This is a genomic window from Hyalangium gracile, assembly GCF_020103725.1.
GTDB lineage: Bacteria > Myxococcota > Myxococcia > Myxococcales > Myxococcaceae > Hyalangium > Hyalangium gracile.
Map to the genome: position 1 here is coordinate 102,570 of NZ_JAHXBG010000029.1, position 22,911 is coordinate 125,480.

General features: G+C 69.4%; 20 protein-coding genes and 1 tRNA gene. 10 read left to right on the forward strand and 11 right to left on the reverse strand.

From position 1 onward, the window contains the following. Nucleotides 1-230 precede the first annotated feature (230 nt). A complete protein-coding gene (locus tag KY572_RS39135) occupies nucleotides 231-1,289 on the reverse strand; it encodes a hypothetical protein (RefSeq protein WP_224248834.1) in 1,059 nt (352 codons plus the stop codon). A 305-nt stretch (nucleotides 1,290-1,594) separates the two neighbouring features. On the opposite strand from KY572_RS39135, the gene KY572_RS39140 reads away from it, so the two are divergent. Next, nucleotides 1,595-2,974: a porin gene (locus tag KY572_RS39140; protein ID WP_224248835.1), complete on the forward strand. Its 1,380-nt coding sequence runs from the start codon at nucleotides 1,595-1,597 to the stop codon at nucleotides 2,972-2,974. Between the two features lie 33 nt (nucleotides 2,975-3,007). On the opposite strand, the gene KY572_RS39145 is transcribed toward KY572_RS39140, so the two are convergent. The 3 genes from KY572_RS39145 to KY572_RS39155 all read right to left on the reverse strand — a co-directional run bounded on the left by KY572_RS39145 (nucleotide 3,008) and on the right by KY572_RS39155 (nucleotide 4,994). Further along, the gene (locus KY572_RS39145; protein ID WP_224248836.1) at nucleotides 3,008-3,808 is read right to left on the reverse strand and encodes an alpha/beta fold hydrolase; all 801 of its coding nucleotides are present in this window, start codon (nucleotides 3,806-3,808) and stop codon (nucleotides 3,008-3,010) included. A gap of 10 nt (nucleotides 3,809-3,818) precedes the next feature. Next, on the reverse strand, nucleotides 3,819-4,763 hold the full coding sequence (locus KY572_RS39150) for a sigma-70 family RNA polymerase sigma factor (RefSeq protein WP_224248837.1): 945 nt from the start codon (nucleotides 4,761-4,763) through the stop codon (nucleotides 3,819-3,821). A 154-nt stretch (nucleotides 4,764-4,917) separates the two neighbouring features. Then, nucleotides 4,918-4,994 (reverse strand) — tRNA-Pro (locus tag KY572_RS39155). 235 nt (nucleotides 4,995-5,229) lie between these two features. On the opposite strand from KY572_RS39155, the gene KY572_RS39160 reads away from it, so the two are divergent. Next, nucleotides 5,230-5,622, forward strand: a complete 393-nt coding sequence (locus tag KY572_RS39160; protein ID WP_224248838.1) for a response regulator — start codon at nucleotides 5,230-5,232, stop codon at nucleotides 5,620-5,622. A 9-nt stretch (nucleotides 5,623-5,631) separates the two neighbouring features. On the opposite strand, the gene rpe is transcribed toward KY572_RS39160, so the two are convergent. Beyond that, entirely contained in the window at nucleotides 5,632-6,300 is a 669-nt protein-coding gene (gene rpe, locus KY572_RS39165; protein WP_224248839.1) for a ribulose-phosphate 3-epimerase, read from the reverse strand. 179 nt (nucleotides 6,301-6,479) lie between these two features. On the opposite strand from rpe, the gene KY572_RS39170 reads away from it, so the two are divergent. Together KY572_RS39170 and KY572_RS39175 are read left to right on the forward strand one after the other, a co-directional pair. Next, nucleotides 6,480-7,985, forward strand: coding sequence for a GAF and HD-GYP domain-containing protein (locus KY572_RS39170; protein WP_224248840.1), 1,506 nt, complete (start codon nucleotides 6,480-6,482; stop codon nucleotides 7,983-7,985). A gap of 70 nt (nucleotides 7,986-8,055) precedes the next feature. Then, the gene (locus KY572_RS39175) at nucleotides 8,056-8,484 is read left to right on the forward strand and encodes a hypothetical protein (RefSeq protein ID WP_224248841.1); all 429 of its coding nucleotides are present in this window, start codon (nucleotides 8,056-8,058) and stop codon (nucleotides 8,482-8,484) included. Between the two features lie 51 nt (nucleotides 8,485-8,535). On the opposite strand, the gene pyk is transcribed toward KY572_RS39175, so the two are convergent. From pyk to KY572_RS39195, 4 genes are all read right to left on the reverse strand, one after another. Further along, a complete protein-coding gene (pyk, locus tag KY572_RS39180; RefSeq protein WP_224248842.1) occupies nucleotides 8,536-9,966 on the reverse strand; it encodes a pyruvate kinase in 1,431 nt (476 codons plus the stop codon). A gap of 100 nt (nucleotides 9,967-10,066) precedes the next feature. Beyond that, a complete protein-coding gene (locus tag KY572_RS39185) occupies nucleotides 10,067-10,900 on the reverse strand; it encodes a hypothetical protein (protein WP_224248843.1) in 834 nt (277 codons plus the stop codon). A gap of 78 nt (nucleotides 10,901-10,978) precedes the next feature. Beyond that, complete coding sequence (locus KY572_RS39190) at nucleotides 10,979-11,542, reverse strand: YkgJ family cysteine cluster protein (RefSeq protein ID WP_224248844.1); 564 nt, start codon at nucleotides 11,540-11,542, stop codon at nucleotides 10,979-10,981. Further along, nucleotides 11,539-12,999 (reverse strand): NFACT RNA binding domain-containing protein, encoded by a 1,461-nt coding sequence (locus KY572_RS39195; RefSeq protein ID WP_224248845.1) that lies wholly within the window; start codon nucleotides 12,997-12,999, stop codon nucleotides 11,539-11,541. Before KY572_RS39195 ends, KY572_RS39190 begins: the two co-directional genes overlap by 4 nt. A 271-nt stretch (nucleotides 13,000-13,270) precedes the next feature. On the opposite strand from KY572_RS39195, the gene KY572_RS39200 reads away from it, so the two are divergent. Continuing rightward, nucleotides 13,271-15,934: a DUF7948 domain-containing protein gene (locus KY572_RS39200; RefSeq protein ID WP_456077674.1), complete on the forward strand. Its 2,664-nt coding sequence runs from the start codon at nucleotides 13,271-13,273 to the stop codon at nucleotides 15,932-15,934. 88 nt (nucleotides 15,935-16,022) lie between these two features. Here the strand turns inward: KY572_RS39200 and KY572_RS39205 are convergent, their stop codons facing one another. Next, on the reverse strand, nucleotides 16,023-16,175 hold the full coding sequence (locus KY572_RS39205; protein WP_224248847.1) for a hypothetical protein: 153 nt from the start codon (nucleotides 16,173-16,175) through the stop codon (nucleotides 16,023-16,025). 379 nt (nucleotides 16,176-16,554) lie between these two features. Here KY572_RS39205 and KY572_RS39210 point away from each other — a divergent pair, with 379 nt between their 5' ends. Beyond that, the gene (locus KY572_RS39210; RefSeq protein WP_224248848.1) at nucleotides 16,555-17,871 is read left to right on the forward strand and encodes a glycoside hydrolase family 1 protein; all 1,317 of its coding nucleotides are present in this window, start codon (nucleotides 16,555-16,557) and stop codon (nucleotides 17,869-17,871) included. On the opposite strand, the gene dusB is transcribed toward KY572_RS39210, so the two are convergent. After that, on the reverse strand, nucleotides 17,850-18,863 hold the full coding sequence (dusB, locus tag KY572_RS39215) for a tRNA dihydrouridine synthase DusB (RefSeq protein ID WP_224248849.1): 1,014 nt from the start codon (nucleotides 18,861-18,863) through the stop codon (nucleotides 17,850-17,852). The genes KY572_RS39210 and dusB overlap by 22 nt on opposite strands. Before the next feature lie 92 nt (nucleotides 18,864-18,955). Between dusB and KY572_RS39220 the strand changes: the two genes are divergently transcribed. The 4 genes from KY572_RS39220 to KY572_RS39235 all read left to right on the forward strand — a co-directional run bounded on the left by KY572_RS39220 (nucleotide 18,956) and on the right by KY572_RS39235 (nucleotide 22,885). Beyond that, entirely contained in the window at nucleotides 18,956-20,335 is a 1,380-nt protein-coding gene (locus KY572_RS39220; RefSeq protein WP_224248850.1) for a TPR end-of-group domain-containing protein, read from the forward strand. 88 nt (nucleotides 20,336-20,423) lie between these two features. Next, a complete protein-coding gene (locus KY572_RS39225; RefSeq protein ID WP_407660080.1) occupies nucleotides 20,424-21,422 on the forward strand; it encodes an acyl-CoA desaturase in 999 nt (332 codons plus the stop codon). Nucleotides 21,423-21,581: 159 nt separating this feature from the next. Then, nucleotides 21,582-22,109 (forward strand): RNA polymerase sigma factor, encoded by a 528-nt coding sequence (locus tag KY572_RS39230; protein ID WP_224248852.1) that lies wholly within the window; start codon nucleotides 21,582-21,584, stop codon nucleotides 22,107-22,109. Continuing rightward, nucleotides 22,106-22,885, forward strand: a complete 780-nt coding sequence (locus KY572_RS39235; RefSeq protein WP_224248853.1) for an NrsF family protein — start codon at nucleotides 22,106-22,108, stop codon at nucleotides 22,883-22,885. The genes KY572_RS39230 and KY572_RS39235 overlap by 4 nt, the downstream gene beginning before the upstream one ends. Nucleotides 22,886-22,911 lie beyond the last annotated feature (26 nt).

Sequence of the window (22,911 nt, forward strand, 5' to 3'; positions counted from 1 at the left end):
GCTTCAAAAGGTGACGACCCAATACGCATACGTCCTGGTGCCAGTCACCGAGACAGTTCTCGGGCCTGCCGACGCGGAAGGGCAGCGGAGGATCGACCCGGAGAAGTTCACGAGGGAAGGAGTGAAGAACCGGTCATCCAGCCTCACCCGTTACAAACGCCACTCCCGCCAGACTACCAGGCCAAGAACTTCTGGGAGTGAAGGGAGGCCCCGCTGAACTCCAAGCCGGCTTACTTCCGGACCACCTCTCCTTCCACCCAGGTCCTCCACGCGGCCGGGTCTTCTCCCAGATCACGCCCCGCCAGGGCCCGCAGCGCGAGCAGGGCCCCTTCCCGGTCCGTCCGCTGCCGCATGGCCACCATCTCCAGCAGCACAGGTCCAGCGTCCAGCAGAGCGGCGCGCCGCAGGCTCGGGTCCTTCTCCACCACGGCGCCGAGCAGAACCGAGGCCTTGTTGCGATCCGCCGAAGCAGGGCCACGCAACGCACGCAACACCGGCGCGAGCGGCACGATGGCCTTGGAGGCTCCGCGCTGCGTCTGCCAGAGAACCCGCATCGCGTTGTTGCGCACCGCGACGCTCGGGTCCCGCATGGAAGGAATGAGCGCCTCCGCTACCTCCTCGCGCGTCCGTCCATAGGCCAGCAGGAATGGCACCCACGAGCGGCGGCCCTCGTCCTTATCGGTGCGCAGCACACGCACCAGCGCCTCGAAGTGGGCGGGCACGCCGGTGATGAAGCGCGCTTCCAGGGGAGCGAGCGTGGGATGGCCGAAGCCCGCTCCACAGTGGAAGGCCCTGCAGGGGCCTTCTCCCATGGGCAGTTGCCCTGCACGGTACAGCGCTCCGGCCTGCGCCTCGTAGGCGGCCCAGGCGGCAACCAGCCCCTCAGGGTCCTCCGGAGCACCGTCCGGGGCGGGAGCAAAATCGAGGCGCCACTCATCCCCGACATCCACCAGGTTCACCGTCACCTCCACGGTGCGGGTGTCCTCGTAGTTGGTAATGCCGCAGCGAACGTCCGCGAATGCAAAGCGCGACAGGAGGCGCTCCTTGCCAAGCCTCGCCTCCCGATGAAGCTCGCCACTCGACAGGTCCACATCCCGGCCCTCGGGAACACCGAAGGCGGCGAGCAGTTCCTCGCGCGAGTAGCGATGGGAGCCGAAGACATCGACGCTCGCCAGCCGATAGCGTGAGGGCGCGGCGGCCGGAGCCGCGTCAGAGGCCGCCCTGACTCGGGAAGATGGGGCACAGCTCGCCAGCAATGCTAGTGCAACCCACAGAGGCGTTGAGTTCATGCCCACAATCAACCACGACCGACATGGCTCCAGGAACGCCACCGGGACATGCGTCCATCGCCCATGCTCCCGTCCCCGGACAGATCGAGATCAGCAGCCCATGGAGAAGACGTTTCGGAAGCGTCCGTCCACCGCGCGACGCGGGGTTGCCATCTGCGTGTCACCCGCGTGTCACAAAGGGATGGCGTCTTGTGACGCTCTGGCAAACACCGGGGGCGGTCCGTTGCGGACCCATTTCCGCTCCTGTAACGGGGGCGCCACATCCAGGTCGGAGCGCCCCCGCTCCGCTGTGATGCCGACGCGTTATGACTCTCATTCCTGCGTACCGACCTCTCTTCCGCGCCCTGCTGTCCGCTTCGCTCCTGCTGGCTCCCGCCGTCCACGCCCAGCAGGAGGCCGCTCCTCCCGCCTCCACTTCCGAGCCCACGCAGCCCGAGGCCACCCAGCCTCCCCAGTCTCCGCAGCCTGCCGAGTCTCCGCAGCCTGCCGAGGCCGTGCCCGCTCCCGCCACGCCTTCCGCCGAGGCCGCGCCGCCCGCCGAGGCCAAGAAGGAGAAGGAGACGTCCTGGTACGACCGCATCAAGCTCCGCGGCTACACCCAGTTCCGCCACAACCGGCTGCCGAGCTTCCGTAAGAACGACGAGCTGGTGAACGACCAGGGCGACCGCTACATCGGCGCCAACAACAACTTCGGCATCCGACGCGCGCGCATCATCATCTTCGGGGACATCACCGACCACGTCTCCATCTACATCCAGCCGGACTTCGCGTCGGTCATCGGCGACCAGTACCACGTGGCCATCCTCCGCGACCTGTACGCGGACGTCTTCCTGGACAAGAAGAAGGAGTTCCGGCTGCGAGTGGGCCAGTCCAAGGTGCCGTTCGGCTTCGAGAACCTCCAGTCGAGCCAGAACCGCGCCCCACTGGACCGAAACGACGCCCTCAACAGCGCGCTCAGGGACGAGCGCGATCTGGGCCTGTTCGGCTACTGGGCTCCGAAGGAGATTCGCGAGCGGTTCAAGCTCCTGGTCGACAGCGGGCTGAAGGGCTCGGGCGACTACGGCGCGGTGGGGCTCGGCATCTACAATGGCCAGAACGCCAACCGCCCCGAGCGCAACAACAACGTGCACGTCGTCGGTCGCGTGGCCTGGCCCTTCCTCTTCGGCAAGCAGTTCGTCGAGGTCAACGCCGCCGGGTACTACGGCAAGTACAACGTCACCGTCACCCCGCGCGATGGCGCGCCCTATGAGCTGGCGGGCGGCAAGAACGACCTTGTGGACGCCCGCGCCGCGGCGGCCCTGGTCATCTACCCGCAGCCCATCGGCCTGGTCGCCGAGTACAACATCGGCAAGGGGCCCGCGCTGGGGCAGGACGAAGAGAGCTTCGTCATCGACAGCCGCCGGCTGAACGGTGGCTACGTGCAGCTCATGTACAAGCTGGACGGCGTGGTCGGCCAGTCGCTGCTGCCCTATGTGCGAGGGCAGCTCTACAAGGGCGGCAAGAAGTTCGATACGAACGCCCCCCGCTACGACATCCGCGAGCTGGAGCTGGGCGTGGAGTGGCAGATCATCAAGCCCTTGGAGCTGACGGTCGCTTACATGATCTCCGACCGCACCTCCTCGCGCTACCCGTACGAGAAGGAGCGGGGAGACGTGACGCGCGTGCAGCTCCAGGTGAACTACTGAGCGCGGCGACTCCCGGAGGGCCCTGCACCGCCCTCACGGGAGACTCTCGAGGGACTCCTCTATCGCCCGAGCGAGCGTCCTGGGGTCCACGGCGTGCGTCTGTCCCTCCAGCGTACGGTGGCGCGCGTTCGGGATGGCACGTGTCAGGGTCTGAATCGCCTCGCGCATCCAGCCCGGGCTCGCGCCTCCCTCCATGACGAGTGCCGCCGCTCGGACGGCCGGCACCTCGGCGAGACGCGAGGGTCCTCGGGCCGTGATGAGCAGGTCGTAGCTGAGTGTGTGGGCGAGCCGTTCGAGGCCCGCCCACATCGGTGACCTGCGCATCTGTTCGACGGCGGGCGCGGGTACCTGCATCACCTTCGTGAAGTACAGCTCGACTGCCTCCGAGCGGCGATTCCCCGCGGCGGCATCGTCGAGCTGCTTCGCCAGGCGCTCGAAGGAGCTAGCCCGGCCCGCCTCAAGAATCACCGGAGGCTCATAGAGGACGAGCTTCGGTATCGGGAGTCCGTGGACGGCGGCATCCAGGGCGAGCAGGGCGCCGGACGAGTTGCCAAAGACCGAGGCCGACCCGCCGGCCGCGGTGAGCAGCGCCGCGAGGTCCTCGATTTCACGACCGGGCGCGTCGGGCGGAGTGTTGTCGCTGCTCCCACGGCCGCGCCGGTCGTAGCTGAACACGGTGAATCGATGTGCCAGCAGGGCGGCCAGGGGTGTCCCCGACGCGGGGGCCGAGCGGTCGCAAAACGCTCCACCGACCAGGATGAGCGGTGGGCCCTTGCCCGTGGTCTCGAACGCAATGGAAGTACCGTCGGCGGACCTGACTGTGTGGCTCTTCATGGCGGCTCCTCTAGGACGCGGCAGAACCCGGGTGATAGCCGTGCGTGCGGAACGGGACGTCGAGCTCTCGGCAGACCTCGGTGACGACCTCGGGGGCGTGGTAGTAGTTGCGCAGCCGCGCAATGCGGTCGCCGTCCAGCTCCACCCGGACGACGGTGTGCACTTCCTCCCCCGACCACCAGAGCAGGAGCCATTCGCCCCGGTGTGCGCGGAGCTCGCAACGGGGAGGGGCCACGAGCTCGAATCCACCCTCGGGACAGCCGAAGAGCGTTCCCTGTAGCGAGCCGGCCCTGACTGCCTTGCTCCCGGATTCGATCTTGAAGCCCGGGTACTCCAGGATCGCCGTGTCCAGGAGGAGCGCCGTGAGACGGTCGAGGTCCCGGGCGTTGAAGGCCGCGCAGAAGGCGTCGAGGACGGCGGGCGCCACGGGAGCCAGCCTGTCCGGATCGGGCGTCACCAGCCTGGACCTTCCCCTGTGCAGGGCTGCCTTGATGGCTCCGGTCGTGGTGGTCAGCGCCTCGGCGATCTCCTCGAGCGAGAGCCCGAAGGCATCCTTGAGCACGACCGCTGCGCGTTCCTGCGGCGACAACTGGGTGAGCAGCGTTCCAGCGGCCTCACGCGTCGCGCGGGGCTCGGCGCTTGCCGCCGGTTCCGGGACCTCGGGGCCGGCGGTGAGCGGCACCTCTCCCGCTTGCCGAGCCCGGTTGAGCCACAGGTTGGAGGCAACACGAAAGAGCCACGCCCGCGGGCTTCGCGGCGGTTCCGCCATGATGGCGAGAGTCGCGAACGCCCGGGCGAGCGTCTCCTGGACCATGTCCTCGGCATCCCAGGGGCTGCGCGTCAGATGCCGGCAGTACCGGTAGAGCTCCGGGCGAAGCGGCTCATAGGTATCGAGGAAATGGCGCCAGGACGCCTTGACGGCATCGCCCAGCGGGTCAGGAAATCCCGTGCTCATGCAGGAGAGACACGCGAGAGGCGAGAAAGGATACGGGCCTGCTCGCGGCCGCCGGGGCGCAGCCCCTGGCTCCGTCAGAAGGATTCCGAGCACCGGGGGAAAAACGAAAGCCCTGGAGTTTCAGCGGAAGTCCGCGAAACTCCAGGGCTTTTGATGGTCGGGGAGACAGGATTTGAACCTGCGACCCCTTGGTCCCGAACCAAGTGCTCTACCAGGCTGAGCCACTCCCCGATATGTACGCCCTTCCGCCGGAGACAACGCTCGGGCCGGCAGAAGTGGCGGCGGATGTACCCGACCCGCCCGGCTGAGTCAACGCCTCTGGATCTCCTTTTCGTTCCCTTCTCAGCCCTTGATAGCCAGGGGTCTGGCTCACCCCACGGGTCCCTGTCTACCCGGCTGCTCCTCCTCCAACCCTTCGGAGTTCCTCGCCTTCCCTCTGGGAACAGTCCTTGCTCTGCCCTTCCGCATGCCCGAGCCCGTTGTTCTGATCTCCGACGATGAGCCCTTGCTCGTGTCCGCCCTCGCTCGCGAGGGCCGCCGATCAGGGCTGACCTGCCTCACGGACACCACCGCGGACCATGTCCTCGAGCTGGCGCGCAAGCACCACCCCGCCGTCATCATCCTGGACATCTACCAGCGGCGCGACGGCAGGGATCTCCTCGCCCAGCTCAAGCAGGACCCCGAGACGCGCGACAGCAAGGTCGTCATCCTCAGCGCCGTCGAGGACCAGCACATGCGCCACCAGTGCTTCGAGCTCGGCGCGGATGCCTACGAGGTGAAGCCCTTCAACGTCACCTTCATGCCTCGCATCGCCCGGCTCGTCGCCGACAGCACCCGCGCCGCTCCCTCCGTGGCCTGAAGCGCTGCCTCACCCCTGCTGAGACGCCGGGCGCAGCGAGCGGATGGCCTGCGCGTAGTCCTTCGCGCCAAACACATACGAGCCCGCCACCAGCACGTTGGCGCCCGCCTCCACCACCCGCTTGGACGTCTCGGCGTTGATGCCGCCGTCCACCTCGATGTCCACCTTCAGCCCGCGCGCGTCCAGCATCGCTCGCAGCCGGCGCACCTTGTCCACCGCGCCCTCGATGAAGCGCTGCCCCCCGAACCCCGGGTTCACGCTCATCACCAGCACCATCTCCACCTCCCCCAGCACCTCCTCCACCGCCGACAGCGGCGTCGACGGGTTCAGCACCACCGCGGGCCTCGCTCCCACGTTCCGGATGTGCTGCAGCGTCCGGTGCAGGTGCGGGCTCGCCTCCACGTGCACCGTCAGGATGTCCGCCCCCGCCGACGCGAACGCCTCGATGTACCTCTCCGGCTCGACGATCATCAGGTGCACGTCCAGCGGCCGGGTCGCCACCCGCTTGATCGCCTCCACCACCACCGGACCGATGGTGATGTTCGGGACGAACCGGCCATCCATGACATCCACGTGAATCCAGTCCGCTCCCGCGGCCTCCACGGCGCGGACTTCCTCCGCCAGACGACCGAAATCACAGGACAGGAGCGAGGGAGAGATGAGGACGCGGCGGCTCATGGTGAGCCCGCTTCATAGCCGCTCCGGGTTTGCAACGGTACCGGACATTCCTGGCCTCGAAGCCAATAGGACTCCCGCCCTCCGAGCAGAGAGGCAGCCAGGCAGGCTGGTCCCACACCCATCGTGCTACAACGGGGTGCGTTCCTGCCCTCTCCCACCACCTCCGGAGTCGCTCCCAGGTGCTTTTCACGTCCGACGAAACCGCTCTGACCCGACGTCTCCAGAAGCTCACGTCCATCCTGGACGTGACGAAGGCGATGAGCGCCGAGCGCGATCTCGACCTGCTGCTGCCGCTCATCATCTACGAGGCCTCCAAGGTCGTCGAAGCGGACCGCTGCTCGCTCTTCATCCTGGACCGTGAGCGCAACGAGCTGTGGAGCAAGGTCGCCCAGGGCTCCAAGAACGAGATCCGCCTCCCGGTGGGCAGCGGCATCGCCGGCCAGGTGGCCTCCACCGGCGCCACCATCAACATCCCGGACGCCTACGCGGACGACCGCTTCAACCGCTCCTTCGACATCTCCAGCGGCTACCGCACGCAGACCATCCTCTGCGTGCCCATGCGCGACGCCAACGGTGAAGTCACCGGCGTCATCCAGGCCCTCAACAAGCGCAGCGGCCGCATCTTCGACGCCGAGGACGAGGAGCTGCTGCTCGCCCTGGGCGCCCAGGCCGCCGGCGCCATCGAGAACGCCCTGCTCCACGAGGAGATCAACCGCCTGTTCGAGGGCTTCGTCTCCGCCTCCGTGGTGGCCATCGAAGCCAGGGATCCGTCCACCGCCGGCCACTCCGGCCGCGTGGCCAACCTCACCGTGGAGCTGGCCCAGGCGCTCGAGCACCTGTCCACCGGCTCCTACGCCAACACCCGCTTCTCCGCCGTGGAGATTCAAGAGCTGCGCTACGCCTCGCTGCTCCACGACTTCGGCAAGGTGGGCGTGCGCGAGCCGGTGCTCGTCAAGGCCGAGAAGCTCTACCCCCACGAGCTGGACATGCTGCGCTCCCGCTTCCAGATCGCTCGCAAGGATCTGCAGCTACAGAGCTACCGCCGCCGGCTCGGCGCCGTGAAGCTGCGCGGCGACAAGGCCCTGGCCGAGATCGACGCCGAGGAGGATGAGCGGCTGCTGGTCGAGCTCAAGCAGCTGGACGAGGTGCTCGACTTCGTCCTCACCTGCAACCGCCCCACCGTGCTGGCCCAGGGCGGCTTCGAGCGCCTCATCGAGCTGCGCAAGCTCACCTTCAACGACGCCAAGGACCAGGCCCAGCCGCTGCTGCTCGAGAATGAAATCCGCTCGCTCTCCATCGCCCGCGGGACGCTGTCCGCCGAGGAGCGCAAGGAGATCGAGAGCCACGTCGAGCACACCTACCGCTTCCTCTCGCAGATTCCCTGGACGCGCACCCTGCGCCGCGTGCCGGAGATCGCCTACGCCCACCACGAGAAGCTCGACGGCACCGGCTACCCGCGCGCCATCCCCAGCAAGACCATCCCCGCCCAGTCCAAGATGATGGCCATCTCGGACATCTACGACGCGCTCACCGCCTCCGACCGGCCCTACAAGAAGGCCGTGCCCCACCAGCTGGCGCTCGACATCCTCGGCAAGGAGGCCAAGGCCGGCCAGCTCGACAGCGAGCTGCTCACCGTCTTCATCGAGGCGGAGATCCCCCGCAAGGCCCTGGGCGCGGTGAAGTAGCGCCCCGCGTCACGGCAAGGGCTGGCGCTCTGTCGCAAGCCTTTGGCGTCCTGCCGTAAACCGGAATTCCATGATCCGGCAGACTGTGCGGGTCATGGTCCAGGCGCTGTTTACGAAGCAGTTCGTCACGCTCTCCTCCGACAAGCAGCGATTCCACGACGTGATGCGCGACAGCTTCGGCGCCGGGTATGACGTCCGCAAGGCCGAGCGGTACCGCCAGCAGGCCCTCGAGGGCGACTTCAGCTGGCTGCCTCCCGTCAGGTGGGTGGACTCGCAGATCCTCCTGGGGGCTCGCGGCGCGTACTACCCCGAGTTCGGCACCGTGTTCCTCGACCGCGCGCTGCAGCGCTTCCCGTCGCTGGCGGCGGCCACCTTCGCCGAGGAGGCCGGCCACGTGCTCGACTCGCTGCTCAACGCCGAGGAGGCCCAGGGCAACCGGGGCGTGCACTTCCGGCGTATCCTCGACGGCTCGGGGCTGGCGCAGGCCCGGCTCGCCTAGAGCCACGGGCCCACGCCCTTCCCGCCCACCACTTCCTCCCGCGCCGGGGGCTCAGCCCCCGATGGTGTGCAGGCGCAGGCTGTTGATCTTGCCCGGCTGTCCCACCGGCGCGCCGAAGACGATCACGATGCGATCGCCCGTCCGCGCCAGCCCGCGCGTGAGCAGCTCCTCCTCCACGCGGCGCACCATCGCCTCGGTGTCCTGGATGGGCTCCAGCACCCGCGGCACCACGCCCCACAGCAGCGCCAGCCGACGGCGGACCTCCTGGTTCGGGCTGAAGGCGATGATGGGCACCGGCGGCCGGTAGTGCGCCAGCAGCCGCGCCGTCACGCCCGACAGCGTGAAGGCCGCGATCAGCGTCGCGCCGCTCGCCTCCGCCGCCTGGCAGGCCACCCGGGCGATGACGTCCGGGAAGTGCGCCGGCAGTCCCAGCGGCGCCTCGATGATGCGCCCCAGGCGCTGCGCCCGCCCCGCCGACTCGGCCGCCAGGACGATGCGCTCCATCATCTGCACCGACTCGATGGGGTACTTGCCGCTGGCCGTCTCGCCCGAGAGCATCACCGCGTCCGCCCCGTCGAACACCGCGTTGGCCACGTCGCTGGCCTCGGCGCGGGTGGGGCGCGGGTTCTCGATCATCGAGTTCAGCATCTGCGTGGCCACGATGACGGGCAGGCCGCGCTGGTTCGCGCGCCGGACGATGTCCTTCTGGACCGCCGGCACCTCCTCGGGCGGAATCTCCACGCCCAGGTCTCCGCGCGCCACCATCACCCCGTCCGTCTTGTCCAGGATGGCGTCCAGCCGCGCGATGGCCTCCGGCTTCTCCAGCTTGGCGATGATGGGCACCGTGCGGCCCACCTCCGCCATCGCCTGGCGCGCCGTGTCCATGTCCGAGGGCTGGCGCACGAAGGACAGGGCGATGAAGTCCACGCCCGCCTTGATGCCGAAGATGAGGTCCTCGCGGTCCTTCGGCGTCAGCGCGTCCGCGCGCACCGCCACGCCCGGCAGGTTGATGCCCTTGTTGTTCTTCAGCGTGCCGCCGACGATGACCTGCGTGCGCAGCAGCTGCTTCTTGTCCGTCTCGATGACCTTGAGCTCCAGCAGGCCGTCATCCAGCAGGATGCGGTCCCCGGGGTTCACGTCCTGAGCCAGATGCGGATACGTGGTGGAGACGATGTCGTCGGTCCCCTTCACGCTCTCGTCGGTGGTGATGGAGAAGGTGGCCCCCTCCTTCAGCTCCGTGCTGCCGGTGATGAAGCGGCCGGTGCGGATCTTCGGGCCCTGCAGGTCGCCCAGGATGCCCACCGCCTTGCGGACCTTCAGGGAGGCCGCGCGCAGCTTGGCGATGTTCTCCGCGTGCTGCTCGTGGCTGCCGTGGGAGAAGTTCAGCCGGGCCACGTCCATTCCGGCATCCAGCAGCGCCTCCAGCATCTCCTGGCTCTGGCTCGCGGGGCCGAGGGTGCAGACAATCTTCGCTCGTCGCATAGGGGCAGGGAGGATGGGGGGAGCCTCGCGCGGGGTCAAGAACGCAACGAAGGCCCTTCGCTCGGTAAATTGGTAAAAGGGCGGCCAGGCGGCGGAGGGCTCAGCCCCGCAGGAGCACGCCCAGGTTCTCCCGCTCCCAGCGCAGCGCCGCCGCGTAGTGCGGATAGGCCTTCTCCCGGTCCCGGAACGCCCTGGGGTGGTGCACCCGCCGGCCGCCCCGACCCGTGCTCGGGAAGAGCTGGTGCAGCATCTCGTGGAAGACGATGAACTCCACGAAGAAGGCCGGCACCTCCGGCCTGTCCAGCGCCGGGTGGATGCGGATCTCCCGCGTCTGGTGATCGTACACGCCCAGGCGGATGGACTTGCGCCGGCGCCGCGGCGGCATGCGCCCCCAGCCGATCCGCGCCTGGATGCCGTCCTGGAAGTAGGTGCGGTTCACCGACTCGAAGAGCAGCTGCAGATCGAAGCAGCGCCCCACCGGGTTGAGCTCCGCGTCCGACTCGCGGCGGAACTGGCGGATGCGCGGCTGCTGGCCCCGGATGTAGTCGTCCAGCACGCCTCCGGCGCCCCGGTGGCCCCGGCCCGCGTAGTCCGCCACCGCGCGCAGCACGGGCTCGGGCGCGTCCAGGAACATGTGGTGCAGCCGCAGCTGCAGCACGTTGCCGCCCCGACGGAAGGACACCATCGTCGAGCGGTTGTCCGTCACCGCCAGCCGCACGGGGATGCCCAGGTCCGCCGAGAGCCGCCACGCCAGGGACTCCGCGCGGGAGAACAGCTCGTCCCGCTCGGTGGCGATGCGTGGGGCCTCCTCCACCACCCGGTTTCGCACGGGCGGCTGAGGCTGGGGCAGCGCTGGCGCTGGCGCGGGTCGCAGGGACGCCGCCGGGCTGCCCGACAGCGTGAAGAGCGACATCTGGCGTGCGTACTCGGTCATCACTTGGCCAGCATCGTACCCGCCCACCTCACGGACTCAAGCACGCTGGGGGCTGGTTGCTTCCACTCCGTCAGACCGTCAACCGCGACCATGGTTTCGCACTTCCTCGGCGAGCTGCGCACCCAGCGCCTCCACCGCCTCGTGAGTGGTTCCGAACGCCGCCAGCACCTCCTCCATGGACCCGGCCTCCTCCACCGCGAGGCAGGCGCTCCCCTCCTCGCGTGCTGCCTGGAGGTCTCCGAACCGCCCGATCGCCAGGCTCCAGCTCCCATCCGCCCACTTATCGAAAGGGTACAGCCGGCAGGCAATCGGCCGAACGTCCAGGGGAAGCGTGCAGCCGCGGGCTCGATCCAGGAAGACGCAGGCGCCGTCCCGCGCCAGCAGCGTGATGCGCACCGGCCCGCGGCGGAAATAATCCCGGTAGAGCGGCCAGCGGGCCTCGAAGTCCACCGCGCCCGCCTCGGAGACGGCCTCCTCCTCGGTGAAGCGGCGCGCGGACAGGCGCGTGTGCGCGCTGATGCGGGCGATGTCCGCTCGCGTCACCATGGCCAGGTGCTCGTGCGGCCCCGGCTCGCAGCACGTCTTGCCGATCGCCTTCGCGCAGCGCGCGCAGGCCGGGCTCTGGAACGGCTTTCGCGTCATCCGAGCTGAGGCTCCGTGTGGCGCGTCTTCAGCAGGCGCTCGAGCCGCTCCGGCTCCATGCGCACCATGAACGTCTTCTCCCGGCTGAACTGCACCTGGCCGGGAGCCCCACCCTTCTGCTTGCGGACGAACTTCACCGGCACGTAGCTCACCTCGCCGCGCGGCTCGCCCTTGGCCCCCGAGTGGTGCAGCGCCAGGTGCGCGGCATCCAGCAACACCTCCTGCGGCACCTCCGTGCCCTTCTCCAGCGGCACCACCACGTGGCTGCCTGGCTGCCCCCGCGCGTGCAGCCAGAGGTGGTACGGCTTCGCCACCTTGAAGGTCAGCACGTCGTTGTCCTCCGAGCCCCGCCCCACCCAGATGCGCTGCCCGCCGTGCCCCAGGTACTCCTTATAAGGACGGCCCTCCGGGGGGCCCTCCTCGCCCATGGGCACCTGCAGCACCTCCACCTGGGCCAGCAACGCCGCCTCGTCCATCTTCTCGAGCTGCGCCAGCGCCGCCTCCGCGTGCGCCACCTCGCGCGCCAGCTCCGCCTCGCGCCGCCGCGCCGACTCCACGCCCCGCAGCAGCCGCTTGTACTGGTGGAAGTGCCAGTCCGCCTCCTCCTTCGGTGAGCGCTTGGGGTCCAGCTTCACCTTCACCTCCTCCACGCCCGTCTCCGTGTACGCGGTGAGCGTCACCTCGGTGGCCCCGCGCTTCAGGCGGTGGAGGTTCTGGGTAAGCAGCTCGCCCACGCGGCGGTGCTCCTCGGCGTCCGGCCCGCGCGCCGCCTCCGCCCGAACCTTCTCCAGCGTCCGCCCGGAGCGCTTGAGCCGCGCCCGGTATGGCTGTGCCAGCCGCCGACGGATGGACTCCGCCCGGCTCTTCCGGTCCCGCTCTCCCAGCAGCCGCTCGGCGGCCTCCGCGTACGGTGCGAAGTCTCCGGCCACGGGCTGCAGGCGGGACGTCGCGCTCCGGGCCTTCTCCAGCGCCTCCGGCGACAGCGGCTCGGGGGGCCTCCACTCCGCACCCGGGTGCAGGCTCCGGCGCTGCGCGAAGCCCTCACCGGTGAGCATCAGCACCCGCCCGCTCTCGCTCAGGAGCGCCATCCCGCCCGGCGTGGACAGCTCCAGCGCCAGGCGCCGGGTCCCCTCCTCCTCCTTGTGGAAGTCGAGCATCACCACGCGCTCGGCCTCGCGCCACGTGGCACCCTTCAGCTTGAAGCCCGTCAGCTCCTGGCGCAGCCAGCGCTGGAAGGGCGCGGGCTCGCCCGGCGTGGGGAAGCGGTCCGACGCCACCGAGAGGCGGCTGAGCTCTCCCTCCGCGCACAGGCACAGGAAGAAGGAGCGCCCGGGCACTCGCAGCTCCAGGTAGGCCAGCCGCGGCAGCGGGCACCACGCCTTCTGCACCACCGCCCCCGCGAGGCGCGAGCCCACCTCGGCCACCACCTGCTCCAGCTCCGTGGGTCGAAGTGACATTGCGGTGCTCCTCGGGAGGATCCGCGCCGGCGGATCCATCGGTACGCCCCGCCGAGGTTAGCTGGCAGCACGGCGAGGTTGAAGACATCGTTGCCCCCGCGCCCTGCTCGATAGGAATTCCCGAGGATGACTGTGGGTGATTGGCGCGTGGCGGCACTTCGCGATATCCCCATGACTCGTGGACCGGGCTGCGCGCGCCGCGCGGCCTGGGGGGAGGCGTTTCGTGTCTCTGGGTGTATTCGGCGGTATCGCCGCTGGTCTCGTCTTGTCAGTGACCGCGTCGGGTTCCTCGGCGGTCCAGTCTCCTCCTGCTCCTCCGGGCCCCGCTCGACCCGCCAGCTCGAAGCAGGCCTTCATCGCTCCCGAGCCGGGCTCCCCGGGGCGCTACCTCCTGGAGCAGCCCGGAGCCCGCGCGCTCTTCAACGAGTCAGGCGTCACGATGCGCCTGACCGCTCCGGAGCGCCCCGCCCGCGAGCTGCGCTGGGGACTGGCGGGAGCACGAGCCGTGATGCCCCAGCCGCTGCAGCCGCGCGAGGCCCGCCTCCACCAGCTCGTGGGGCAGAAAGAGAGCTGGAGGCAGGATCTGCCCACGTGGGCTGCCCTCTACTACCCGGGCGTGGCGCCCGGGGTGGACCTCTGGATGGAGGCTCGGGACGAAGGGGTCGCCTACAGCCTTCGCGCCGAGCATGGCGCGGACCTGCGTCAGGTGAGGCTCGAGTGGCGCGGCGCCCAGGCACTCCGGGTGGCCGACGGCGGACGCGCGCTGGAGGTGGAGCTGGCCGACGGCACCCTTCGCGAGGAGGGACTGCGCTGCGGGCAGGAGGGCGCGGCGGGCAAGTCGCTCGAGCTGCCCTGCCGCTACCGCGAGGCGCGCCTCAAGGGGCCGGACCTGTGGGAGTACGTCATCGAAGTGGACGTGAAGGAGCCCCGTGCCCCGGCCTGGGTCGATCCGGTCATCCGGTGGAACACCTTCGTGGGCCTGGGAGGCAACGACTCGCTCAACGGAATCACGATCCTCGAGCCTGGTGGATGGGTCTTCTCCGTCGGCGCCAGTGGTAGCGGGACCGGGCCAGCGGTGCCCTCCGCTGGTACCGGCTTGGACCAGCGTGGGAGCAACTCGGATGTGGTCGTCAGCCGGAATGACGGCACCGGCACCCTGATCTGGAGGGCGGTCTTCGGCGGCAGCGGGAACGACGTCGCCAAGGTGTTCGTCATCGGCGAGAACAGCTTCGTCTATGTGGCAGGTACCACCGGCTCGCTCGACTTCCCGCTGGCGCCGGGGTCCATGGCCGCCAACGGCGCCACGGACGGCTTCATTGCCCGCATGGCGTCGAACGGCAGCGGCTTCAGCTGGGTCCGGCGCGTGGGAGGACCGGGTGACGAGGACATCCACTCCCTGGTCCTCGGGCAGGACAAGAAGCTGTACGCCGTGGGCTCGTCCACTTCGTCTCGGATGCCCGGATGGGACGGCGGCGTATCGCTGGGGCAGCGGGACTTCTTCGTGAGCCGGCTCGATGCCATCTCCGGCGATCTGGAGAGGACCCTGGTCCTCAGCGGCAGCGGCCACGAGGAAGCCCTGTCCATCGCGAGGGATCCGCAGGCCACTTCGGGCGCAATCCTGTACGTCACCGGCTACACCGAGTCAGCGAACTTTCCCCTGTCCGGGGCCGTCGTCGGCCCCGCGGATCTCGACGGTGGGCGGGAGGCCGTGGTGCTCCGGCTGAACCAGGATCTCGTCACCCCCACCTGGTGGACCTTCCTCGGCGGCCATGGCCAGGACCAGGGCAACGCCATCCTGTATCAGGGGAGCCCTTCCCGCGTCATCGTCGTGGGCACGACCGGCTCCAGCGACTTCCCCCTGCCCAACGCGCCCACCGGCAACCCGTTCGGGGTGAATGCGTTCGCGGCCGGCTTCAATCCCTCGACGGGCCAGAGGACGTTCGCCCTGGCGACAGGAGGCGCCGGGGATGACGAGGGGTTCGCCGTCGCGGCGGGCACCTTCGATACCTTCTACATCGGCGGGAGAACCACCTCGCGAGATCTCCCTACCTCGTTGGGATTCGACAAGGAGAGCAGCGGCACCACCGAGGGGTTCGTCCTGCGGATGGCTCCGGATGCCGGGAGCTTCTTTCCCGAGTGGGGCACCTACGTCGGTGGCGCCCTGCAGGACGAGGTGAGGGCGCTGGCCTCGGGCGAGGGAAACGAGCTGCTCATCGGCGGGGCGACGCGCTCGGGGGACATGTTGGACAACCTGTCACCGGTGGGTGAGGACCTCTCCTACTCGTTCCAGGACGACATGTTCCTCATCTCGCTCGAGGCCACCGACCTCACGCCTCCCGTGGGCCAGGTCAACGACGGCACCTCCGGGGACGTGGACACGCAGGAGACGAACCTGGCGCTGACGGCCCACTGGCTCTTCACGGACCACGAGACGGGCCTCCGGGACTACGAGTTCGGCGCGGGCACCGTGCCTGGATGCACCGACACCGTCCCCTTCCGCCTCATGAATCGGGCCCTGTCCATCTCGCTGGATAGCACCCAGCCGGGCTTCCGCCCCCTCGTTCCCGGCACGTGGTACTTCGCCACCGTCCGCGCGACGAACAACGAGGGGCTGACCACCACCCTCTCCTCGGATGGCTTCTTCGTGCTGTCGGATGGGGGGCCTGCCGTCCTTCCCCCGAAGCCTCTGCCCGGAACTCCCTGCCCCGGTGGGCAGCCGGACGGGGGAGCGCTGGATGGCGGGCTGCCCGACGGGGGACTTCCCGACGGCGGCGGGCTGCTGCCGGATGGAGGCTCCCCTCCGGGCCCGGACGAGGAGGACGGCGCGCGATCTCCGCTGGGCTGGGGCTGCGGGGCGACCGGTGGGCCCACGGCGGTGGTGCTGCTGATGCTCGTGGCGCTCGGGCTGTGGGGCTCGCGCCGCCGGGCCCGCTGAGCCATACCCCGCAAATGAAAACGGCTCGGCGGAGTCCGCCGAGCCGTTCACGGGTATCAGAGGTAACTGATGCCCGCGTCGACCGCGCTTAGGCCGTCGGAGCCGGAGCAGCAGCAGCCTTCTTGCGGGAGGACGTCTTGCGCGCGGTCTTGCGCGCTCCGCCCTTCTTGGCCGCCGTCTTCTTCTTCGGCGCAGCAGCCTTCTTCGTCGTCTTCTTCGCGGTCTTCTTCTTCGCGGCCATGCAATCCCTCCGTTGAGTTGGGTGCCCGCACCCAATGGGGGTGGGGCCCTGCACTCGGACACAAGTGACTGAGTGCTTGACGTGAATGGTAGAGGCGATAGTCGTGTGTGTCAACGCATGGTGACGTATTGCACTGCGTGGCGAGGGCCGATTTTTCGGCCTCCGCGCATTCAGGGACCGCTTCGGTGGCTCTTCGCCTACCTGCCGAGCGCTCTCCGAGGCCGAAAACTCGGCTCGGGAAGAGATCCGCGCGCGAGCCGAGAATTCGGCTCCGGAAGCGACACCGAGCCGTCACGCGCGAGTGTCCGATGGCGCGCAGAGCGCTCGGCGCACGCCGCGCTTCCTCCCGTCGGAGCCGACATCTAGGGTGCCCCCCGCGATGAGTGCCGACGAGAGGACGTTTCCCGAGGGCTTCACCTTCGGAGTCGCCACCTCCGCCTACCAGGTGGAGGGAGGCATCGAGAACGACTGGGCCGAGTGGGAGCGCGCCGGGAAGCTGAAGGAGCCGCACGTGCGCTGCGGCCGCGCGGTGGACCACTGGAATCGTTACGAAGAGGACTATGGGCTCGCCCTGGAGGCCGGGGCCTCGGCCTTCCGCGTCTCTCTGGAGTGGGCGCGCATCGAGCCTGGGCGCGGCCAGTTCGACGGAGCGGTGCTCGAGGCCTACCGCGAGCGGCTGCTGCGCATGAAGGCGCGGGGCCTGAGGCCCGTGGTGACGCTCCACCACTTCACCCACCCCACGTGGTTCCACCGGGAGACGCCCTGGCACACGCCGGCCAGCGTGGAGGCCTTCCGCGCCTACACCCGCGCGTGCGCGCCGCTGCTGAAGGGGCTGGATGCGCTGCTCATCACCCTCAACGAGCCCATGGTGGTGCTGCTCGGGGGGTACCTGCAGGGCCTGCTGCCGCCGGGCATCGCCGACGGGCCGAAGACGATGCAGGCGCTGGAGAACATGGTGCGCGCCCACGTGGCCGCGCGCGAGGAGTTGCAGGCGGTGCTGGGCAAGGTGGAGCTGGGCATCTCCCAGAACATGCTCTGCTTCGCGCCGGACCGGTGGTGGAACCCGCTGGACCGCGCCCTCGTGCGGCTGGGCGCCCACGCGTACAACCATGCGTTCCACGAGGCGCTCGTCTCCGGGAAGCTGCGGGTGAACATGCCGGGCGTGGCCTCCACGCGGGTGGACATCCCCCAGGCGAAGGGCTCGTGCGAGTTCATCGGCGTCAACTACTACTCCCGTGCGCATCTGCGCTTCATCCCTCGCACGCCTTTCATCGAGTTCAAGTTCCGGGACAGACACGGCCGCGGCCTCACGGACATCGGCTGGGAGGACTACCCCGAGGGCTTCGGGCAGATCCTCCGCGAGGTGAAGCGCTACGGGCTGCCCGTCTGGGTGACCGAGAACGGCATCGATGACCGCGACGGCCAGCGACGGCCCCACTACATCCACTCGCACCTGGCGCAGGTGCTGGAGGCGCGCGCCCAGGGGGTGGACATCCGCGGCTACCTCTACTGGAGCCTGCTGGACAACTTCGAGTGGCTGGAGGGCTGGGGCCCCCGCTTCGGGCTCTACCACGTGGACTTCGACACGCTGGAGCGCCGCCCCACCCCGGCCTGCGCGTACTTCCGCACCGTGGCCCAGGGCCGGCGGCTCGTCCCTCCCGAGCTGGCCTCGCCTCAGCCCAGCGCGGCCCGGTAGTCCACGTCCTGCTCCTCCGAGGGGCCTGTCAGGTCCACGCTCGCGGAGGCGAAGAAGCGGCGCGCGGCCTCCTCCACCGCCTCGGCGGAGTCCAGCGCGTTCACCTCCGAGCGGAAGAGGGCCGCGCCCCGCAGTCCGTGCGCGTACCAGGCCATGGGCTTGCGGAAGCTGCGCACCGCCCCGAGCTCATCTCCCACGAAGGCCACGTGCGCCCGGAAGTGGGCCAGCACGCCCTCGCAGCGCTCCTCGGGCGTGGGCGGCTCTCCGCCGGTAAGCTCGCGGAAGATCCATGGGTTGCCCAGCGCTCCACGGCCGATCATCACGAAGTCGCAGCCGGTGGTCTCCAGCATGCGGTGCGCGTCCTCGCGCGTCTTCACGTCCCCGTTGCCGATGATGGGCCGGTCCGGGAAGTGGCGCTTGAGGTCAGCAATGACTCCCCAGTCCGCCTTGCCCGAGTAGCCCTGCTCGCGGGTACGCGGGTGGATGGCGAGCGCCGCGCAGCCGGCCTCGAACAGCTCGCCGGCCACGCGCAGGTAGTTGAGGCTCTTCGCGTCCCACCCCGAGCGAATCTTGCAGGTGACGGGCAGCCCGGTGGCCGCGCGAATCTGGCGGACGATGTCCGCGGCGCGGGGCGGATCGCACAGCAGGCCGCTGCCGGCGCCGTTCTTCGTCACCTTCTTCACCGGGCAGCCCATGTTGATGTCGATGAGCTGGGCGCCGTACTCCTTGCCCACCACCGCGGCCCGGGCCATGGCCTCCGGGTCTCCTCCGAAGATCTGCAGCGAGTAGGGCCGCTCCACCTGAGGATCGAACCGCAGGTACTTGAGGGTGCGCTGGTTGGTGCGCATCAGTCCCTGGGAGCTGACCAGCTCGGTGGGACACAGCGCCGCCCCCATCCGGAAGGCGATGACGCGGAAGGGCATCTCGCTCACCCCCGCCATGGGGGCCAGGATGTAGGGGTTGGGGAGGGTGTAAGGGCCGATCTGCAACATGAGCGGTGGGGAACCTAGCGGATTGGTTGCCACAGAGCAGTGCCCAAGCAATGGTCTGCACGCGCACACCCCAACGGTTAAGGTGGTAGCCAATGTTCCGCTTTCGCCTGGGGAGCATCCCCGTCGAAGTCCAGGCCAGTCACCTGCTCGTGTCGGCGGCGATTGCCCTGACGTTCACGCCCACCGGCCGACCCGGCATCACCGGGACCATGGGCTTCAACGTCGTCTCGTGGATGCTCATCGTCTTCGTCTCCGTGCTCGTCCACGAATTGGGCCACGCCGTGGCCAGCCGGGCGTTCGGCTACCAGCCGAGCATCACCCTGGCCTGGATGGGAGGGCACACCCTGCCCAACGCACCGGGCCCCATCCCCTGGCACCGTGACGTGCTGCTGACCCTGGCGGGGCCCGTCTTCGGGCTGCTGCTGGGGCTGGCGTGCTGGGTGGGCAGCCTCCTGGTGGGGGACCGCTCCGAGGTGCTCGACTACCTGCTGAGCGTGGGGGCCATCGCCAACTTCTTCTGGGCCGGGCTCAACCTGCTGCCGGTGCTACCCCTGGATGGAGGGCGCATCGTCAGCGTGCTGGCGGTGCGGCTGTTCAAGCACCGGGGCTTCGTGGCGGCGCAGGTGCTGGCCCTGCTCATCTGCCTGGGCATGGTGGCCTGGGGCATCCGCCAGCGCGCGCCCTTCCTCACCTTGTTCTTCGCCATGTTCGGCTTCCAGGCCGTGCGCGCCATCTCCGAGGCGATGAAGCGGCCCGCCCCGCTGGGAGAGGCGGAGACGGCCGTCGCGCGCACCCTCCAGGAGGCCCACGAGGCGATGTCGAAGAACGAGCTCTCGGAGGCACGGCGGCTGGCCTCCTCCGCGCTCGACAACGGCACCGCGCTCACCCCGGACCTGGCCAGCCGCGCCCACTATCTGCTCGGGTGGGTGGCCCTCAAGGAAGGCCAGGGCCGCATGGCGCTGGACCACTTCTCCCAGGTGCAGCGCCAGCCGGTGGAGACGCACGCGCTGGCCGCCGCCTTCTCGTTGGTGGGCGACGAGGCGCGCGCCCTGCCCCTGTGGGAGATGGCCTGGCGCGACACGGGCGATCGCACGGTCATGCACGAGTACGCCGGCAGCCTCATCCGCTCGGGGAAGGAGGCCCAGGCGCTGCGGCTGCCCGGGGTGGATGCCGCCGCGGCCTTCTCCTGTGCCGAGCGCGTGCTGTTCATCCGCGGCGCCTACTCCGAGGCCGCGGCCATGGGCGAGGCGGCGCTGACCCATGTCCCCAACCCGACGATTGCCTATGACGCGGCGTGTGCATTCGCTCGTGCACGGAATGTCACGGATGCGGTGCGCATGCTGCACCGCGCCAGGGAGCTGGGATTCCGGGATGGGGCCTATGCCGCCTCGGACGAGGACCTGGCGCCGCTCCATGGCCACCCCGCCTTCGAGGCGTGGCTGACGGATCTTCGCCAATCTGCGTCCTCCTGACAGAGCCATGACATAGGGGGGTGTTGATGGAGGGTGAGGCTGAGCACCTTCCCGCTCGGTCTGCATTCCGCCGAGGCACCCCTTCATGATGCACGCTCCTGCTCGCGCCCCTGACGAGAAGATCAACTGGCTGGCCTCCATCCCCTTCTTCGGGGTCCACCTGATGTGCCTCTTCGTCTTCTATGTGGGGGCGAAGCCGGTGGACCTGCTGGTCTGCCTGGGCCTGTACGTGGTGCGCATGTGGGGCATCACCGCGGGCTACCACCGCTACTTCAGCCACCGCTCCTACAAGACGAACCGCTTCTTCCAGTTCATCCTGGCGCTGGTGGGCACCACGTCGGTGCAGAAGGGCGTGCTGTGGTGGGCGGCCAACCACCGGCACCACCACCGCGAGTCGGACACCGAGCTGGACATCCACTCGCCCATCCAGAAGGGCTTCTGGTGGAGCCACGTCGGCTGGATCCTCTGCGACAAGTACGGTGACACGAAGTACGAGTCCATCAAGGACTTCGCGCGCTTCCCGGAGCTGCGCTTGCTCAACCGCTTCCACCTGCTGCCGGGCATCGCGCTGGCCGTGGCGCTGTACTTCATCGGCGGCTTCTCGATGCTCGTCTGGGGCTTCTTCGTGAGCACCACGCTGCTGTGGCACGGCACCTTCACCATCAACTCGCTGAGCCACATCTTCGGCAAGCGCCGCTACCGCACCACGGACACCAGCAAGAACAACTGGCTGCTGGCGCTCATCACCCTGGGCGAGGGCTGGCACAACAACCACCACTACTACCAGAACACCGCCAACCAGGGCTGGTTCTGGTGGGAGGTGGACTTCAGCTACTACTCGCTCAAGGCGCTCTCGTGGGTGGGCGTGGTGAAGGACCTGCGCACCCCGACCGATGCGGTGAAGTACGCCTACCTGAAGTACACGCCGGAGCAGAAGGCGGAGCTCAACTCGCCCACGGCCTTCTGGAGCGCGATGGCGGCCCAGAAGAAGGCGGCCGAGGACAAGGTGCGCGAGGCCCTGGCGGCCGCGGCGGACCACCTGCCTACCTCCGCGCCCGCCCCCCAGGCGATGATCAAGCGCCAGTAAGGCCGCTTGCTCCCCAGAAAGGTCCGTGCCCCGAGGCCCTTGCCTCGGGATAAAGTGTAGGGACCTGTGTCACCCTCTTCGCTGAAACCCGAATCCGGCCTCCCGCGTACAGGAATGGCACCCGCGTCCAGTGACGCGGGAAGTTCCGACGAGGAGTTGATGGCCAGGTTCTGCCAGGGTGAGGCGACGGCGTTCGATGCGCTCTTCCAGCGCTACTCGCGCCCTGTCCACGGCTACCTCACCCGGCTGACGGGCAGTGCCTCGGCGGCCGAGGACCTGGTGCAGCTCACCTTCCTGTCCCTGGTGCGAGCGCGTGGGCGCTTCCAGGCGGGCGCGCGGGTGAAGCCGTGGCTGTACGCCATCGCCACCAACGCCGCGAGGGACCACCAGCGCCGCACCCGGCGGCCGGAGGAGCTCACCGACGAGGGCGAGCTGCCGGTGACGGTGGCGGCGGAGACGGCCGGCCCGCGGGACATGGGGCTGGAGCGCACGGTGCAGCGGGCCCTGGAGATGCTGCCCGAGGGCCAGCGCATCCCCATCGTCATGCACCGCTTCGAGGGGATGAGCTTCGCGGAGATCGCCGAGGCGATGGGCCTGACGGAGTCCGCGGTGAAGGTGCGCGCCCACCGAGGGTACGCGCGGCTGCGCGAGCTGCTGGCCGGGCTGAAGGAGGAGGCGAGCCAATGACGCCCGAGTGCGAGCGCGTGATGGATTCCCTGGGACAGCCCCTGCCGCCGGAGCTGGCCGCGCATGCCGCCTCGTGCGAGGACTGCCGCGCCCTCACCTCCGGCTTCGGGGCGCTCGAGGCGCTGCCGCCCGTGGCCCCCCCCAAGTCCACACCGGGCCTGGAGGCCGCGCGCGCGCGGACGCTGGAGGAGCTGGCCACCCAGCCCGTGGCAAAGCCGTGGTGGCGCGAGCTGCTGGCGCTGCTGGTGGCCTACCTCGTGGTGATGGTGGGAGGCCTGTTCACCCTGGGCCGCTCGGGCCTGGTGGCCAACACGGCCTCTCCGGCCGTCATCGCCGTGCTGGCGCTCCTCATCCTCGCGCTGGTGGGCGGCGGCGCGTACATCTCCCTGGCTCCGGCGCGGCGCGGCTTGCCCTGGGCGTGGGTGGCCGGGGGCGCGGCGATGGTGTCGCTCCTCCTGGTGGTGGGCGGCTCGGGCATCGCCTCGGCGCGCGGCTTCCTCGCGGGGGTGATGGGGTGCCTCACCACCGAGGTGGTGCTGTCCATTCCGCCGCTGGCGCTGGCGCTCGTGCTGCTGTGCCGCTCCGCCTTCCAGCCCGTGCGCGCCATCGCCGCGGGGCTGTCCGCGGGCGGCGTGAGCCTCTTCGTCCTGCACCTGCACTGCGCGGATGGGACGACCGGGCACCTGATGCTGGGCCACCTGGTGCCGTGGCTCCTGCTGGCCGGGGTGGCGCTCTTCCTGCGCGCGCGCCTGCCCACGCGCAGCTACGCCCCGTGAGCGGCGGCGGAGCTGGCCTCGCGGTG

Bases quoted from the DNA above. Each gene is read 5' to 3' on its own strand.
- KY572_RS39135 (WP_224248834.1), bottom strand. From the start codon at position 1,289: ATGAACTCAACGCCTCTGTGGGTTGCACTAGCATTGCTGGCGAGCTGT.
- KY572_RS39140 (WP_224248835.1), top strand. From the start codon at position 1,595: ATGACTCTCATTCCTGCGTACCGACCTCTCTTCCGCGCCCTGCTGTCC.
- KY572_RS39145 (WP_224248836.1), bottom strand. From the start codon at position 3,808: ATGAAGAGCCACACAGTCAGGTCCGCCGACGGTACTTCCATTGCGTTC.
- KY572_RS39150 (WP_224248837.1), bottom strand. From the start codon at position 4,763: ATGAGCACGGGATTTCCTGACCCGCTGGGCGATGCCGTCAAGGCGTCC.
- KY572_RS39160 (WP_224248838.1), top strand. From the start codon at position 5,230: ATGCCCGAGCCCGTTGTTCTGATCTCCGACGATGAGCCCTTGCTCGTG.
- rpe (WP_224248839.1), bottom strand. From the start codon at position 6,300: ATGAGCCGCCGCGTCCTCATCTCTCCCTCGCTCCTGTCCTGTGATTTC.
- KY572_RS39175 (WP_224248841.1), top strand. From the start codon at position 8,056: ATGATCCGGCAGACTGTGCGGGTCATGGTCCAGGCGCTGTTTACGAAG.
- pyk (WP_224248842.1), bottom strand. From the start codon at position 9,966: ATGCGACGAGCGAAGATTGTCTGCACCCTCGGCCCCGCGAGCCAGAGC.
- KY572_RS39185 (WP_224248843.1), bottom strand. From the start codon at position 10,900: ATGACCGAGTACGCACGCCAGATGTCGCTCTTCACGCTGTCGGGCAGC.
- KY572_RS39190 (WP_224248844.1), bottom strand. From the start codon at position 11,542: ATGACGCGAAAGCCGTTCCAGAGCCCGGCCTGCGCGCGCTGCGCGAAG.
- KY572_RS39195 (WP_224248845.1), bottom strand. From the start codon at position 12,999: ATGTCACTTCGACCCACGGAGCTGGAGCAGGTGGTGGCCGAGGTGGGC.
- KY572_RS39205 (WP_224248847.1), bottom strand. From the start codon at position 16,175: ATGGCCGCGAAGAAGAAGACCGCGAAGAAGACGACGAAGAAGGCTGCT.
- KY572_RS39210 (WP_224248848.1), top strand. From the start codon at position 16,555: ATGAGTGCCGACGAGAGGACGTTTCCCGAGGGCTTCACCTTCGGAGTC.
- dusB (WP_224248849.1), bottom strand. From the start codon at position 18,863: ATGTTGCAGATCGGCCCTTACACCCTCCCCAACCCCTACATCCTGGCC.
- KY572_RS39220 (WP_224248850.1), top strand. From the start codon at position 18,956: ATGTTCCGCTTTCGCCTGGGGAGCATCCCCGTCGAAGTCCAGGCCAGT.
- KY572_RS39225 (WP_407660080.1), top strand. From the start codon at position 20,424: ATGCACGCTCCTGCTCGCGCCCCTGACGAGAAGATCAACTGGCTGGCC.
- KY572_RS39230 (WP_224248852.1), top strand. From the start codon at position 21,582: ATGGCCAGGTTCTGCCAGGGTGAGGCGACGGCGTTCGATGCGCTCTTC.
- KY572_RS39235 (WP_224248853.1), top strand. From the start codon at position 22,106: ATGACGCCCGAGTGCGAGCGCGTGATGGATTCCCTGGGACAGCCCCTG.